This is a genomic window from Streptomyces boluensis, assembly GCF_009908195.1.
In the GTDB taxonomy this organism is placed as follows: Bacteria; Actinomycetota; Actinomycetes; order Streptomycetales; family Streptomycetaceae; genus Streptomyces; species Streptomyces boluensis.
The window spans coordinates 1-14,578 of the sequence record NZ_JAAAHS010000183.1; the positions used below are offsets into that span (position 1 = coordinate 1).

At 69.9% G+C, this 14,578-nt stretch carries 13 protein-coding genes; all 13 read left to right on the forward strand.

The window, feature by feature from the left end; translation table 11 throughout:
• Nucleotide 1: 1 nt before the first annotated feature.
• The 13 genes from GUY60_RS21870 to pgi all read left to right on the forward strand — a co-directional run bounded on the left by GUY60_RS21870 (nt 2) and on the right by pgi (nt 14,554).
• The gene (locus GUY60_RS21870) at nt 2-550 is read left to right on the forward strand and encodes a papain-like cysteine protease family protein (RefSeq protein ID WP_312866383.1); all 549 of its coding nucleotides are present in this window, start codon (nt 2-4) and stop codon (nt 548-550) included.
• A gap of 5 nt (nt 551-555) precedes the next feature.
• Nucleotides 556-1,470 carry a hypothetical protein gene (locus GUY60_RS21875; RefSeq protein WP_161700459.1) on the forward strand — a complete coding sequence of 305 codons (915 nt, stop codon included), beginning with the start codon at nt 556-558 and terminating at the stop codon, nt 1,468-1,470.
• Between the two features lie 117 nt (nt 1,471-1,587).
• A complete protein-coding gene (gene uvrC, locus GUY60_RS21880; protein ID WP_161700437.1) occupies nt 1,588-3,687 on the forward strand; it encodes an excinuclease ABC subunit UvrC in 2,100 nt (699 codons plus the stop codon).
• A complete protein-coding gene (rapZ, locus tag GUY60_RS21885) occupies nt 3,684-4,625 on the forward strand; it encodes an RNase adapter RapZ (protein ID WP_161700439.1) in 942 nt (313 codons plus the stop codon). Before uvrC ends, rapZ begins: the two co-directional genes overlap by 4 nt.
• A complete protein-coding gene (locus GUY60_RS21890) occupies nt 4,622-5,638 on the forward strand; it encodes a gluconeogenesis factor YvcK family protein (protein WP_161700441.1) in 1,017 nt (338 codons plus the stop codon). The genes rapZ and GUY60_RS21890 overlap by 4 nt, the downstream gene beginning before the upstream one ends.
• A complete protein-coding gene (gene whiA, locus GUY60_RS21895) occupies nt 5,629-6,618 on the forward strand; it encodes a DNA-binding protein WhiA (RefSeq protein ID WP_161700443.1) in 990 nt (329 codons plus the stop codon). The genes GUY60_RS21890 and whiA overlap by 10 nt, the downstream gene beginning before the upstream one ends.
• Nucleotides 6,619-7,242: 624 nt before the next feature.
• A complete protein-coding gene (gene gap / locus GUY60_RS21900; RefSeq protein WP_161700445.1) occupies nt 7,243-8,253 on the forward strand; it encodes a type I glyceraldehyde-3-phosphate dehydrogenase in 1,011 nt (336 codons plus the stop codon).
• Nucleotides 8,254-8,370: 117 nt separating this feature from the next.
• The gene (locus GUY60_RS21905; protein WP_161700447.1) at nt 8,371-9,582 is read left to right on the forward strand and encodes a phosphoglycerate kinase; all 1,212 of its coding nucleotides are present in this window, start codon (nt 8,371-8,373) and stop codon (nt 9,580-9,582) included.
• Nucleotides 9,583-9,588: 6 nt separating this feature from the next.
• Nucleotides 9,589-10,377 carry a triose-phosphate isomerase gene (gene tpiA, locus GUY60_RS21910; RefSeq protein WP_161700449.1) on the forward strand — a complete coding sequence of 263 codons (789 nt, stop codon included), beginning with the start codon at nt 9,589-9,591 and terminating at the stop codon, nt 10,375-10,377.
• 201 nt (nt 10,378-10,578) lie between these two features.
• Nucleotides 10,579-10,809 (forward strand): preprotein translocase subunit SecG, encoded by a 231-nt coding sequence (gene secG / locus GUY60_RS21915; RefSeq protein ID WP_161700451.1) that lies wholly within the window; start codon nt 10,579-10,581, stop codon nt 10,807-10,809.
• Nucleotides 10,810-11,053: 244 nt separating this feature from the next.
• Nucleotides 11,054-11,341 (forward strand): RNA polymerase-binding protein RbpA, encoded by a 288-nt coding sequence (locus tag GUY60_RS21920; RefSeq protein ID WP_188132776.1) that lies wholly within the window; start codon nt 11,054-11,056, stop codon nt 11,339-11,341.
• A gap of 183 nt (nt 11,342-11,524) precedes the next feature.
• Entirely contained in the window at nt 11,525-12,796 is a 1,272-nt protein-coding gene (locus tag GUY60_RS21925; protein WP_161700455.1) for an MFS transporter, read from the forward strand.
• Between the two features lie 105 nt (nt 12,797-12,901).
• Entirely contained in the window at nt 12,902-14,554 is a 1,653-nt protein-coding gene (pgi, locus tag GUY60_RS21930; protein ID WP_161700457.1) for a glucose-6-phosphate isomerase, read from the forward strand.
• Nucleotides 14,555-14,578: the final 24 nt, after the last annotated feature.

A 14,578-nucleotide genomic window follows, 5' to 3' on the forward strand; every position in this document is an offset into this window, starting at 1 on the left:
CATCACCCCTGCCGACCCCGTCACCCCCGTCAGGCCCGCAGCCCCTGTCACGCCTGGCCCTCAGGCCTCCGCCGCGAACCGCCTCGACATCACGATGCAGGCCCAGGAGAAGTCCAACTGGTGCTGGGCCGCGGGCGGCAACACCATCGCCGCGTATCTGGGCAAGAGCTACTCGCAGAACCAGTTCTGCAACGCCGCCTTCAACCGGCAGCAGGGCGGCGACTGCCCCAACGACCAGGCCACCCTGGGCAACGTGCAGACCGCGCTGCGCTGGATGGGCGTCAGCCAGGGCTCGTACGTCACCGGCTGGCTGCGCTATCCCACGGTGCAGGGCGAGGTGAACGCCGGGCGCCCCGTCGAGACCCGCATCCAGTGGTCGGGCGGCGGCGGTCACATGCACGTCCTCTACGGCTACGACGACGCCGGGAGCTGGGTGTACTGGGGCGACCCCTGGCCCTCCAGCGACCGCTACAACTGGGCCTCGCACGACTGGTACGTGAACAACGGAACGTTCTCCTGGACCCACTCGCTCTACCGGATCGGGGCGTGAGCGCGATGACCCGACACCTGCCCCGGAAGGCGGTCGTCGCCGGGTGCGCGACCGTGCTGCTGCTCGGCCTCGGCGCCCCGCAGGCCGGCGCCGCTCCCGACCCGGACGACGCACCCTCCGAGACGGCACCCTCCGAGACCGCACCCTCGGAGACCGCCCCGTCCGCGCCCGCCCCGTCCGGGGCCGAGCGTGCCGCCGCGCACCGGGCGGCGCGGGCGCCGGAGAACCTCGACACCCTGTCCCGCTTCTTCGCCCGCGAGGGCGCCGTCACCGCCGCGGAGGCCGAGCCGCGCGTCCTGGGCGAGGCCGTACCCGTGTACTTCTTGGCGCCGGATTTCGTCGCCGGGAAGAAGAACAGCCCCGTCGCGCGCCTGGAGTTCCTCGCCAGCAGGGCCGTCTCCGCGGACGGTCAGGAGGCCTCCCTGTGGACGGTGCCCAAGGGCGACACGTGGAAGAAGGGCGGCACCTGGAAGGTGGTGAACATCGCCACCGGGGACGACGAAACGCACTACGCGCGCGCGGGTGCCGAGAAACTCCCCGGCGGCACCGTCTTCCACGAGCCGCAGATCAACGCCTGGTACGTCACGCGGCACGCACGCGTGCTGCCCCTCGACCGGGACGCCACCCGCGCGGTCGGCGCCGACGGCACCTCACTGTCCGCCTACCGCAAGCGAGTTGAGCGGGCCTACGGCGACAAGCTGCCCGGCTCCGCGTACGCGAGGTCCGGCAAGGCGGGCGGATACGCGGAGCGGCCCGCGGCGCCCGGACCCCGGCTCGCGGCCACCGAAAGGCAGGGCGGTTCGGGCGTCGGCCCGGCACTGACCGTGGCCTCCGCCGCGGCCGGCCTGGGCGCGGCCGGCGCCCTCGCGCTGGGCGCCGTACGGACCGTACGCAAGCGCCGGGAGGCCACGCGCGGCTAGCCGCCCGCGCACCCCGCGACGCCGACCGCGATGCCGTCCGTGCTGCCGTCCGAGGCCGCCGGACGGCATCGCGGTGCCCGGCCCCGGCTGTCGGTCCCCGCCAGTAGGGTGAGAGACATGGCTGACCCCTCCACCTACCGGCCCAAGCCGGGACAGATCCCCGACTCTCCGGGGGTCTACAAATTCCGCGACGAGCACCGCCGGGTGATCTACGTCGGGAAGGCCAAGAGCCTGCGCCAGCGGCTCGCCAACTACTTCCAGGACCTGGCGAATCTGCACCCCCGCACCCGCTCGATGGTGACGACCGCCGCCTCCGTCGAGTGGACCGTGGTGAGCACCGAGGTCGAGGCGCTCCAGCTCGAGTACACCTGGATCAAGGAGTTCGACCCGCGGTTCAACGTCAAGTACCGCGACGACAAGAGCTATCCGTACCTGGCGGTCACCCTCAACGAGGAGTATCCGCGGGTCCAGGTGATGCGCGGCGCCAAGAAGAAGGGCGTGCGCTACTTCGGTCCGTACGGACACGCGTGGGCCATCCGCGAGACGGTCGACCTGATGCTCCGGGTGTTCCCGGTACGCACCTGCTCGGCCGGGGTCTTCAAGAACGCCGCCCGCACCGGCCGCCCCTGCCTGCTCGGGTACATCGGCAAGTGCGCGGCCCCCTGTGTCGGCCGGGTCACCGCCGAGGACCACCGCGAACTGGCCGAGGACTTCTGCGACTTCATGGCCGGGCGCACGGGCGCGTACCTGCGCCGCCTGGAGAAGGAGATGGCGGCAGCCGCCGAGGAGATGGAGTACGAGCGGGCGGCCCGGCTGCGCGACGACATGGAGGCGCTGCGGCGCGCCATGGAGAAGAGTGCCGTCGTCCTCGCCGACGACACCGACGCCGACCTGATCGCCCTCGCCGAGGACGAGCTCGAGGCGGCGGTGCAGATCTTCCACGTGCGCGGTGGCCGGGTCCGCGGCCAGCGCGGCTGGGTCACCGACAAGGTCGAGGCCGTCACCACGGGCGACCTGGTCGAGCACGCGGTGCAGCAGCTGTACGGCGAGGAGAAGGGCGACGCCGTACCCAAGGAGGTCCTGGTGCCGGCCCTGCCGGACCCGGTGGAGCCGGTGCAGACCTGGCTCGCGGAGCGCCGCGGCAGCGCGGTGGACCTGCGCGTACCGCAGCGCGGCGACAAGCGCGCCCTGATGGAGACGGTCCAGCGCAACGCCCAGCACTCCCTGGTGCTGCACAAGACCAAGCGTGCCTCCGACCTGACGACGCGCTCGCGCGCGCTGGAGGAGATCGCCGCCGCCCTCGACCTGGACGGCGCCCCGCTGCGGATCGAGTGCTTCGACATCTCGCACCTGCAGGGCGACGACGTGGTGGCGTCCATGGTGGTCTTCGAGGACGGCCTCGCGCGTAAGAGCGAGTACCGCCGCTTCCAGATCAAGGGCCGAGTCGGCGACACCCAGGTGTGGCACGGCGAGGGGCAGGACGACGTCCGCTCCATGCACGAGGTGGTCGCCCGCCGCTTCAAGCGGTACCTGGCCGAGAAGGAGAAGACGGGGGAGTGGGCCGAGGAGCCTGCCGAGGGCACCCTCAAGAACGGCGACTCCCTCAGCGGCGAGGGCTCCCTCAAGGACGAGGACGGCCGCCCCAAGCGCTTCGCGTACCCGCCCCAGCTCGTCGTAGTCGACGGCGGAAAGCCGCAGGTGGCAGCGGCCAAGCGGGCCATGGACGAGCTGGGCATCGACGATGTCGCGGTCTGCGGCCTGGCCAAGCGCCTGGAAGAGGTCTGGCTGCCGGACGAGGACGACCCGGTGGTCCTGCCCCGTTCCAGCGAGGGCCTGTACCTGCTCCAGCGGGTACGCGACGAGGCGCACCGCTTCGCCATCTCCTATCAGCGGAACAAACGCTCCAAGAGGTTCCGCGCGGGTCCGCTCGACGCGGTGCCCGGCCTGGGAGACACCCGCAAACAGGCGCTCATCAAGCACTTCGGTTCGGTGAAGAAGCTGCGATCCGCCACAATTGAGCAGATCTGCGAGGTCCCCGGGATAGGCCGCAAGACGGCCGAGACGATCGCCGTGGCACTCGCCCAGGCGGCCCCGGCCGCTCCTGCGGTGAATACGGCGACCGGAGAGATCATTGAAGACGAGGCACCCGTGACGACGGAGACCTCAGAGGCACCCGCGTCCGCGGGCGCCGCGGAGAGACGGGGGCAGGCGACATGACAGAGCGCGACGAAGACGGAGCACAGGTGAGTACGGGCAGCACTGGCGCCATCGAGCCCGGCGAGGCCGCGGAGGCGGCCATTCCCGAGCTGGTGATCATCTCCGGGATGTCCGGAGCCGGCCGTTCCACGGCGGCCAAGTGCCTGGAGGACCTCGGCTGGTTCGTGGTCGACAACCTGCCGCCCGCGCTGATCCCCACCATGGTGGAGCTCGGCGCCCGCTCGCAGGGCAACGTGGCACGTATCGCGGTCGTCGTCGACGTGCGCGGCCGTCGCTTCTTCGACAACCTCCGCCAGTCCCTCGCGGACCTGGAGGCCAAGAGCGTCACCCGGCGGATCGTCTTCCTCGAGTCCTCCGACGACGCCCTGGTACGCCGCTTCGAGTCGGTGCGCCGCCCGCACCCCCTGCAGGGCGACGGCCGCATCGTCGACGGCATCGCCGCCGAGCGCGACCTGCTGCGCGAGCTGCGCGGCGACGCGGACCTGGTGATCGACACCTCCAGCCTGAACGTGCACGAGCTGCGCGCCAAGATGGACGCCCAGTTCGCCGGCGACGAAGAACCCGAACTGCGGGCCACCGTCATGTCGTTCGGCTACAAGTACGGCCTCCCGGTCGACGCCGACTTGGTCGTCGACTGCCGCTTCCTGCCCAACCCGCACTGGGTCCCGGAGCTCCGCCCGTACACCGGCCTGAACGAAGAGGTCTCGGCGTACGTCTTCAACCAGCCCGGCGCCAAGGAGTTCCTGAACCAGTACTCCGAACTGCTCCAGCTGATCGCGACGGGGTACCGCCGCGAGGGCAAGCGGTACGTCACCATCGCCGTCGGCTGTACGGGCGGCAAGCACCGTTCCGTAGCCATGTCGGAGAAGCTCGCGGCCCGCCTCGCCACCGAGGGCGTGGAGACCGTCCTCGTCCACCGGGACATGGGGCGCGAGTGAAACCCAACCCCCGTCGGGCCCGACTGACCCGGCTCAGCCGCAGGCGCTCGGCCCAGCCCAAGGTCGTCGCGCTCGGCGGCGGCATGGGCCTGTCCGCCTCGCTCGCCGCGCTGCGCCGGATCACCGGCGACCTGACGGCCGTCGTCACCGTGGCCGACGACGGCGGCTCCAGCGGCCGGCTCAGGGACGAGCTCGGCGTGCTCCCGCCCGGCGACCTGCGCAAGGCCCTTGCGGCCCTGTGCGGCGACGACGACTGGGGCCAGACCTGGGCCCGGGTCATCCAGCACCGCTTCCAGTCCCAGGGCGAACTGCACGAGCACGCGGTCGGCAATCTGCTGATCGTCGCCCTGTGGGAGCAGCTCGGCGACCATGTGCAGGCCCTCGACCTGGTCGGCAAACTGCTCGGCGCGCACGGCCGGGTCCTGCCCATGTCCGCCGTACCCCTGGAGCTGCAGGCCCTGGTGCGCGGCCACGACCCGGACCGGCCCGAGCACGTGGACACGGTGCGCGGCCAGGCCAACGTCGCGCTGACCACGGGCGAGGTGCAGTCCGTGCACCTCGTCCCGCACGACCCGCCCGCCGTGCCCGAGGCCGTCGCCGCGGTGCTCGACGCGGACTGGGTGGTGCTCGGCCCCGGCTCCTGGTTCTCCTCGGTGATCCCGCATCTGCTCGTGCCCGAACTGCTCGAGGCGCTCACCGAGACCAAGGCCCGCAAGGTCCTCTCGCTCAACCTCGCGCCCCAGCCGGGCGAAACCGAAGGGTTCTCCCCGCAGCGTCATTTGGAGGTTTTGGGACGACACGCCCCTAAACTCGCCCTGGACGTGGTGCTGGCCGACGAGGCCGCCGTGCCCGACCGCGACAGTCTGACCGACGCCGCCAAGCGTCTGGGGGCGGCGGTCGAGCTGGCGCCGGTGGCCGAGGCCGCCGGATCTCCGAAGCACGACCCGGAGCTGCTGGCCGCCGCGTACGACCGTATTTTTCGGATGCATGGAAGGATCGGCCCATGGCGATGACGGCAGCGGTGAAGGACGAAATCTCCCGGCTCCCCGTCACCCGGACCTGCTGCAGGAAGTCAGAGGTCTCGGCGATTCTTCGTTTCGCGGGCGGCCTTCACCTGGTCAGCGGCCGCATTGTGATCGAGGCGGAGCTGGACACGGCGATGGCGGCCCGACGGCTCAAGAAGGACATCCTGGAGATCTTCGGGCACGGCTCGGAGCTCATGGTGATGGCCGCGGGCGGACTGCGCCGCGGCTCCCGGTACGTGGTCCGGGTGGTGGCGGGCGGGGACCAACTGGCCCGGCAGACGGGCCTGGTGGACGGCCGCGGTCGTCCCATCCGGGGCCTGCCCCCACAGGTGGTCTCCGGTGCGACGTGTGACGCGGAGGCCGCCTGGCGCGGCGCGTTCCTGGCGCACGGCTCGCTGACCGAGCCGGGCCGTTCCTCCTCCCTCGAGGTGACCTGCCCCGGACCGGAGGCGGCGCTCGCGCTCGTCGGTGCGGCCCGTCGGCTCTCCATCGCCGCCAAGGCGCGCGAGGTGCGCGGCGTGGACCGCGTGGTGGTCCGTGACGGCGACGCGATCGGCGCGCTGCTCACCCGCCTCGGCGCCCATGAGTCGGTGCTCGCCTGGGAGGAGCGGCGGATGCGCCGCGAGGTCCGGGCCACCGCCAACCGCCTGGCCAACTTCGACGACGCCAACCTGCGCCGCTCGGCCCGCGCCGCCGTCGCGGCCGGGGCGCGCGTGCAGCGGGCCCTGGAGATCCTCGCCGACGAGGTGCCCGAGCACCTGGCGGCCGCCGGCCGGCTGCGCATGGAGCACAAGCAGGCCTCCCTGGAGGAGCTGGGCGCGCTCGCCGACCCGCCGCTGACCAAGGACGCGGTCGCGGGCCGGATCCGCCGCCTCCTGGCGATGGCGGACAAGCGGGCCCAGGATCTGGGCATTCCGGGTACGGAGTCGAACCTGACGGAGGAGATGGCCGACAACCTGGTGGGCTGACGGCCCGCCGTCCGCGAGACGGCAGCCACCGCAACCGAAAGCCGTCGGTGTCAGGAGAGATCCGGACACCGACGGCTTTTCTGTGTCTTTCCGGACCTGTTCGCCCCGGCCTTGCCTTCCGTCGACGCCGGCTGTCTCACAACTTGAGCGCGATCGCCATCCGGCGAGGGCGTTTCCTCGTGGCGCGAGGTGTCACTCGACGTCGTCGGCGTCATGTGCTTGACAGATCGCCCGAACCTCTCCGAGGGGTCTCGCCAAGCCTGCGGAGGCACCCTCCGGATCGACCCCGGAACGGTGCCTTCCGGAGCCCCGAGGGCGCGTTGCGCAGGCCTCGCGCGGTCGTCACGCGGCGTGACAGTGAAGGTGTCGCAGGCGGCCCCGGAGGGTACTCAAATGAGGCTGCTTGCGCCCGTCTGATGGGCCAAGCGCTCACTTCCCCGCACTGATGACTCTGAGTGACGAACGGAGGGTCGTATCCGCAAACAGGGTGTGCGTCACCGCAACTCGTACGGACCGTCTCGATGTCACTCGAACGTCTCAGGAGAGGTAGGGTCGGAGGCGGTCGGGGACATCCCATTCAGCTCGCCGGCGCACAGACCGGCGTACCAACGAGGAGATCGGTTCGTGACGATCCGCGTAGGCATCAATGGCTTCGGTCGCATCGGCCGCAACTACTTCCGGGCGCTCCTGGAGCAGGGCGCGGACATCGAGGTCGTTGCCGTCAACGACCTGGGTGACACCGCGACCACGGCCCACCTGCTGAAGTACGACACCATTCTGGGACGCCTCAAGGCCGAGGTCACCCACACCGAGAACACCATCACCGTCGACGGGCACACCATCAAGGTGCTGTCCGAGCGGAACCCCGCCGACATCCCCTGGGGTCAGCTGGGCGTCGACATCGTCATCGAGTCGACCGGCATCTTCACGAAGAAGGCCGACGCCGAGAAGCACATCGCCGGCGGCGCCAAGAAGGTCCTCATCTCGGCTCCGGCCAAGGACGAGGACATCACCATTGTGATGGGCGTCAACCAGGACAAGTACGACCCGGCGCAGCACCACGTCATCTCCAACGCCTCCTGCACCACCAACTGTGTGGCGCCGATGGCCAAGGTTCTCGACGAGAACTTCGGCATCGTCAAGGGCCTGATGACCACGGTGCACGCCTACACCAACGACCAGCGCATCCTGGACTTCCCGCACTCGGACCTGCGCCGCGCCCGCGCCGCCGCCGAGAACATCATCCCGACCACGACCGGTGCCGCGAAGGCCACCGCCCTGGTCCTCCCGCAGCTCAAGGGCAAGCTCGACGGCATCGCGATGCGCGTCCCGGTTCCCACCGGCTCGGCCACCGACCTGGTCGTGGACCTGCAGCGCGAGGTCACCAAGGACGAGGTCAACGCCGCGTTTAAGAAGGCCGCCGACGACGGTGCCCTCAAGGGCATCCTGTTCTACACCGAGGACCCGATCGTGTCCTCGGACATCGTCAGCGACCCGGCTTCCTGCACCTTCGACTCCTCCCTGACGATGGTGCAGGAAGGCAAGACGGTGAAGATCCTCGGCTGGTACGACAACGAGTGGGGTTACTCGAACCGTCTGGTCGACCTCACCACCTTCGTCGGTGGCCAGCTCTGACCCGGACTTGATTCGGACAGGCATCTCGATGTGAGCTACGGGGCTCGGGCGGCGCGATCTTGCGTCGTCCGGGCCCCGTAGCTGTTTGCTCGGAAGCTTTCAAGGAGTCCCTGAGAAATGAAGACGATCGACGAACTTCTCGCCGAAGGCGTAGCCGGAAAGCGGGTCTTCGTCCGCGCCGACCTCAACGTGCCACTGGACGGCACGACCATCACCGACGACGGCCGCATCCGCGCCGTGCAGCCGACCGTGAAGGCCCTCGCCGACGCTGGCGCCCGGGTGGTCGTCGCCTCCCACCTCGGCCGCCCCAAGGGAGCCCCGGACCCGGCCTTCTCGCTTGCGCCTGCCGCCGCGCGCCTCGGTGAACTCCTCGGCGCCGATGTGCGGTTCGCCACCGACACGGTCGGCGACTCCGCCAAGGCCGTCGTCGCGGACCTGGCCGACGGCCAGGTCGCGGTCATCGAGAACCTGCGCTTCAACGCCGGTGAGACCGCCAAGGACGACGCGGAGCGCGGTGCCTTCGCCGACCAGCTGGCCGCACTCGCCGACCTGTACGTGGGCGACGGCTTCGGCGCTGTGCACCGTAAGCACGCCTCGGTCTTCGACCTGCCGGCCCGACTCCCGCACGCCGCCGGGTACTTGATCGCCAAGGAGGTCAGCGTCCTCAAGAAGCTGACCGAGGAGGTCAAGCGCCCGTACACCGTGGTCCTCGGCGGCGCCAAGGTCTCCGACAAGCTCGCCGTCATCGACGAGCTGCTCGGCAAGGCCGACCGCCTCCTCATCGGCGGCGGCATGGCGTACACCTTCCTCAAGGCCAAGGGCTACGAGGTCGGCATCTCGCTGCTGCAGGAGGACCAGGTCCCGAAGGTCACCGAGTACATGGAGCGCGCCGAGAAGAACGGCGTCGAGCTGGTGCTCCCCGTGGACGTCCTGGTCGCCACCGACTTCCCGGACCTGAAGACCAAGGCCCCGGCCGACTTCGACACCGTCGACGCGGACAAGATCCCCGCGGACCAGGAGGGCCTGGACATCGGCCCCAAGTCCCGTGAGCTGTTCGCCTCGAAGATCACCGACGCCGAGACGGTGTTCTGGAACGGCCCCGTCGGAGTCGCCGAGCACCCCGACTACGCTGGCGGCACGACGGCCATCGCGCAGGCCCTGCTCGACAGCAAGGGCTTCACGGTGGTCGGCGGTGGCGACTCCGCCGCCGCCGTCCGCAACCTGGGCTTCGACGAGTCGAAGTTCGGCCATATTTCGACCGGCGGCGGTGCCTCCCTCGAATACCTCGAGGGCAAGACCCTGCCCGGCCTCGCCGCACTGGAGGACTGACCCTTAATGGCTGCATCTGTTTCCGGGCGTACGCCCCTGATGGCCGGCAACTGGAAGATGAACCTCAACCACCTTGAGGCCATCGCGCACGTCCAGAAGCTCGCCTTCGCGCTCGCCGACAAGGACTACGAGGCCGTCGAGGTCGCCGTCCTTCCGCCCTTCACCGACCTGCGCTCCGTGCAGACCCTGGTCGACGGCGACAAGTTGAAGATCAAGTACGGCTCCCAGGACATCTCGGCGCAGGACTCCGGTGCGTACACCGGCGAGATCTCGGGCCCGATGCTGGCCAAGCTGAAGTGCACCTATGTCGCCATCGGTCACTCCGAGCGCCGCCAGTACCACAACGAGAACGACGAGATCTGCAACGCCAAGGTGAAGGCCGCCTACAAGCACGGCCTGACCCCGATCCTGTGCGTCGGCGAGGGCCTCGACATCCGCAAGGCCGGCCAGCAGGTCCAGTACACGCTGAACCAGCTCGACGGCGCCCTCAAGGACCTCCCGGCCGAGCAGGCCGAGTCCATCGTGATCGCGTACGAGCCGGTGTGGGCCATCGGCACCGGCGAGGTCGCCACTCCCGAGGACGCGCAGGAGGTCTGCGGCGCGATCCGCGGCAAGCTCGCCGAGCTGTACGACCAGGAGCTCGCCGACAAGGTGCGCATCCAGTACGGCGGTTCGGTGAAGTCCGGCAACGTCGCCGCGATCATGGCGCAGCCCGACGTGGACGGCGCCCTCATCGGCGGTGCCGCTCTGGACGCCGACGAGTTCGTCAAGATCGTCCGGTTCCGCGACCAGTGAGCCGACGGGGCGCGGGCGGCGGGCATCCGTGCGTCGGCCGTGAACCGTGGCAGTGAGTATGCGGTAGCGGCGTAACGTCGTACCCTTGCGGGGTCCGAGGCTTGCTTTTCTGGGCTTTCAGCTCATTCAACGCGAGACTCGGGCCCCGTTCTCTTACCGAGTGGTCATACAGATACCGAGGAAGTTGGTCCAGCCGTGGTTATGGGGTTCTCGATCGCCCTGATCGTCTTCAGCGGCCTGCTGATGCTTTTGGTGCTCATGCACAAGGGCAAGGGCGGTGGCCTCTCCGACATGTTCGGTGGCGGTATGCAGTCCTCCGTCGGCGGCTCCTCGGTCGCCGAGCGCAACCTCGACCGCATCACCATCGTGGTCGCTCTGCTCTGGTTCGCCTGCATTGTCGTGCTGGGTCTGCTGATGAAGTTGGACAGCTGACGCATTGACGTCCTGCGGATTGACGCAGTATTGCCTTACGGAATTCAGGCGCGGCTTAATATGGCGAGGCGTCTGAGGGGTGGGGGTGTAACTCCAATCACTGGACGCGCGTTGGGCCTTACGTAGACTTGGGCACCCGCGGCGCGGCCGTCGGTGAGCAACGCTGTGCAGCACTGTTACGCAGGGAGTTACGACCGTGGCAAGTGGCAACGCGATCCGTGGAAGTCGGGTCGGAGCGGGGCCGATGGGGGAGGCCGAGCGGGGCGAGTCCGCGCCGCGCCTGCGCATCTCCTTCTGGTGCTCGAACGGGCACGAGACGGTGCCCAGCTTCGCCAGTGACGCGCAGGTCCCCGACACCTGGGACTGCCCGCGCTGCGGGTTCCCGGCCGGTCAGGACCGGGACAGCCCGCCGGACCCGCCGCGTACGGAGCCCTACAAGACGCACCTGGCGTACGTGCGCGAGCGGCGCAGCGACGCGGACGGCGAGGCGATCCTCGCCGAGGCACTCGCCAAACTGCGCGGCGAGATCTAGGAGTTGAGACCGGCCGGACACCTTCGGGGTGTCCGGCCGGAGCTGTCTCCGGGGCCACGCCGCTTGCCGCACCGCTGCTGTGGCGTGCTGCCCGCGCCGGCCGCCGCGGGCCGGCTGAAGCGCCGCGGCCGATTGTCAGTGGCTCCGCCTATGGTCTGAAGCACCGGACCAGAAGGGGGAGTTGTGACGGTGGTCGAGGCGAGGGAGACAGCGGCGCCGTCCTGGCGTGGGGGATTCGGACGGCTGTGGGCGGCCGCGGTCGTCTCCCGCTTCGGGGACTCCCTCAGAATCGCCGCACTGCCCCTGCTCGCCACGTCGTTGACCGACGACCCGGTACTGGTCGCCCTCGTCACGGCCTTCGGCTACCTGCCCTGGCTCGTCTTCGGACTGATCGGCGGCGCCGTCGCCGACCGTGTCGACCAGCGCCGCGCCATGTGGGCCGTCGACCTCGTCCGCGGCGCGCTCCTCGCCGCGTTCGCCGTCGCCGTGGCCCTGGGGTACGCCTCCATCGGGCTGCTCATCGTCCTGGCCTTCGTCCTCGCCACCCTCCAGACCCTGTTCGACAACGCGGCCACGGCGCTGCTGCCCGACCTGGTCGCCCCGGAGGCGCTGGGCAGTGCCAACGCCCGGTTGCAGACCGGCCAGATGCTCGTCAGCAGCTTCCTCGCCACCCCGCTGGTCCCGGTGCTGCTCGCCGTCGGAGTGGCCATGCCGTACGCCGCGGACGCGGTCACCTATCTGCTGGCCGCCGCGCTCGTGGTCTCGCTGAGACCGGCGCCGCGCGAGCGGGCCGCGCGGCCGGGCGGCCGCACCCTGCGGGCGGACATCGCCGAAGGGCTGCGCGTCCTCCGGCAGGACCGGGCGCTGCGCGGCCTGTGCCTCTCGGCGACGCTGTGCAACATCGGCGTGGGCGGCCTGATCGCCACCCTCGTCCTGCACGTCACCGGATGGCTCGGCGCCGATGAGACGGCGTACGCCCTGTGCCTGTCGGCGTACGGCGTGGGCAGTGTCGTCGGCGGCTTCTGCGCCAACCGGATCGGGCGCAGGCTCGGGCGGGTGCGCAGCGTGTTCGCCGCGGGGGCCGTGCAGATCGTGCCGCTGCTCGCGATCGGGGCGATACGCAGCGTCTGGGCGGTCGTCCTGGCCCTGGGCGTCTTCGGCTTCATGGGCATGGTGTGGAACGTCAACGAGGTGACGCTGATGCAGCAGCGCAGCCCCGCCGACGCCCTCGGCCGGATCAGCGCGGCCTTCCGCACCCTGTCGCTGGGCGGCACCCCGCTCGGTGCGCTGCTCGCCGGGGCGGTCGCGGCGGCCTGGGGGCTGAACACTCCGGCACTGCTCGCCGCCGCGCTGTTCGTGCTGGCCACCGCCGTTCTGGTGCCCGCGCTCAAGGAGCCCGGCAGCAGCCCTGTCAGCAGCCCTGAAGTCAGTCGCCCTGAAGTCACTCGCCCTTAAGTCGGCCGACAGGGGACAGACAACTCATACCGCTCGCTGATCAATTAGGTTGGAGGGGCAGCGGGGAAGTTGCAGGCTCAGGTAGAGAGAAGGCTGAAGTCCGAGATGAACGCAGCAAGCCGCACCAGGCTCAACCAGTTGCCGGAGTGGACCGCGCTCGGCAAGCACCGGGAGCAACTGGGCGACGCGCACCTGCGGGAACTGTTCGCCGACGACCCGCGACGCCCCGAGAAGTACGCGCTGCAGGTCGGTGACCTGCACATCGACTACTCCAAGCAGTTGGTCACCGACGAGACGCTCGCGCTGCTCCGCGATCTGGCCGCCACGACCGAGGTGTTCGCGCTGCGGGACGCCATGTTCCGCGGCGACAAGATCAACACCACCGAGGACCGCGCCGTCCTGCACACCGCGCTGCGTGCCCCGCGCGACGCGGTGATCGAGGTCGACGGGGAGAACGTCGTCCCGGACGTGCACGCCGTCCTCGACAAGATGGGCGCCTTCGCCGACAAGGTGCGCTCCGGCGAGTGGACCGGCCACACCGGCAAGCGCATCAAGAACGTCGTGAACATCGGCATCGGCGGCTCCGACCTCGGCCCCGCCATGGCCTACGAGGTGCTGCGCCCGTACACCGCCCGGGACCTCACCTTCCGCTTCGTCTCCAATGTCGACGGAGCCGATCTGCACGAGGCCGTACGGGACTTGGACCCGGCGGAGACGCTGTTCATCATCGCCTCCAAGACCTTCACCACCATCGAGACGATCACCAACGCGACCTCCGCGCGGGACTGGCTGCTCACCGGGTTGCGGGCCGGTCAGGACGCCGTGGCCAAGCACTTCGTGGCGCTGTCCACGAACGCCGAGAAGGTCGCGGAGTTCGGCATCGACACGGCCAACATGTTCGAGTTCTGGGACTGGGTCGGCGGCCGTTACTCCTACGACTCGGCGATCGGCCTGTCCCTGATGATCGCCATCGGGCCGGACCGCTTCCGCGAGATGCTCGACGGCTTCCACCTCGTCGACGAGCACTTCCGCACCGCCCCGCCGGAGGCCAACGCGCCGCTGATCCTGGGCCTGTTGGGGGTGTGGTACGGCGCGTTCCACGACGCCCAGGCGCACGCGGTGCTGCCGTACTCGCACTACCTGTCCAAGTTCACCGCGTACCTCCAGCAGCTGGACATGGAGTCCAACGGCAAGTCGGTGGACCGTGACGGGAACCCGGTGGAGTGGCAGACGGGCCCGGTCGTCTGGGGCACCCCGGGCACCAACGGGCAGCACGCGTACTACCAGTTGATCCACCAGGGCACGAAGGTCATCCCGGCCGACTTCATCGGGTTCGCGCAGCCGGTCGAGGATCTGCTGCCGGGGCTCGTCCCCCAGCACGATCTGCTGATGGCCAACTTCTTCGCGCAGACCCAGGCCCTGGCTTTCGGTAAGACGCCGGACGAGGTGCGGGCGGAGGGGGTGCCGGATGAGCTGGTCCCGCACAAGACGTTCCGGGGCAACCACCCGACGACCACGATCCTCGCCGGTGAGCTGACGCCCTCCGTGCTCGGTCAGTTGATCGCCCTCTACGAGCACAAGGTGTTCGTGCAGGGTGCGGTCTGGAACATCGACTCGTTCGACCAGTGGGGGGTCGAGCTCGGGAAGGTGCTGGCGAAGCGGGTGGAGCCTGCGCTCACCGAGGGTGCTGAGGTCGACGGGCTCGATGCTTCGTCCAGGGCGCTGGTCGCCAAGTACCGGGCGCTGCGCGGGCGTTGAGGGGTTCCGGGGGTACGTGAGAGG

What these genes read in the sequence shown, in the direction of transcription:
- GUY60_RS21875 (WP_161700459.1), top strand. Translation starts at nt 556, where the DNA reads ATGACCCGACACCTGCCCCGGAAGGCGGTCGTCGCCGGGTGCGCGACC.
- uvrC (WP_161700437.1), top strand. Translation starts at nt 1,588, where the DNA reads ATGGCTGACCCCTCCACCTACCGGCCCAAGCCGGGACAGATCCCCGAC.
- rapZ (WP_161700439.1), top strand. Translation starts at nt 3,684, where the DNA reads ATGACAGAGCGCGACGAAGACGGAGCACAGGTGAGTACGGGCAGCACT.
- whiA (WP_161700443.1), top strand. Translation starts at nt 5,629, where the DNA reads ATGGCGATGACGGCAGCGGTGAAGGACGAAATCTCCCGGCTCCCCGTC.
- GUY60_RS21905 (WP_161700447.1), top strand. Translation starts at nt 8,371, where the DNA reads ATGAAGACGATCGACGAACTTCTCGCCGAAGGCGTAGCCGGAAAGCGG.
- tpiA (WP_161700449.1), top strand. Translation starts at nt 9,589, where the DNA reads ATGGCTGCATCTGTTTCCGGGCGTACGCCCCTGATGGCCGGCAACTGG.
- secG (WP_161700451.1), top strand. Translation starts at nt 10,579, where the DNA reads ATGGGGTTCTCGATCGCCCTGATCGTCTTCAGCGGCCTGCTGATGCTT.
- GUY60_RS21920 (WP_188132776.1), top strand. Translation starts at nt 11,054, where the DNA reads ATGGGGGAGGCCGAGCGGGGCGAGTCCGCGCCGCGCCTGCGCATCTCC.
- pgi (WP_161700457.1), top strand. Translation starts at nt 12,902, where the DNA reads ATGAACGCAGCAAGCCGCACCAGGCTCAACCAGTTGCCGGAGTGGACC.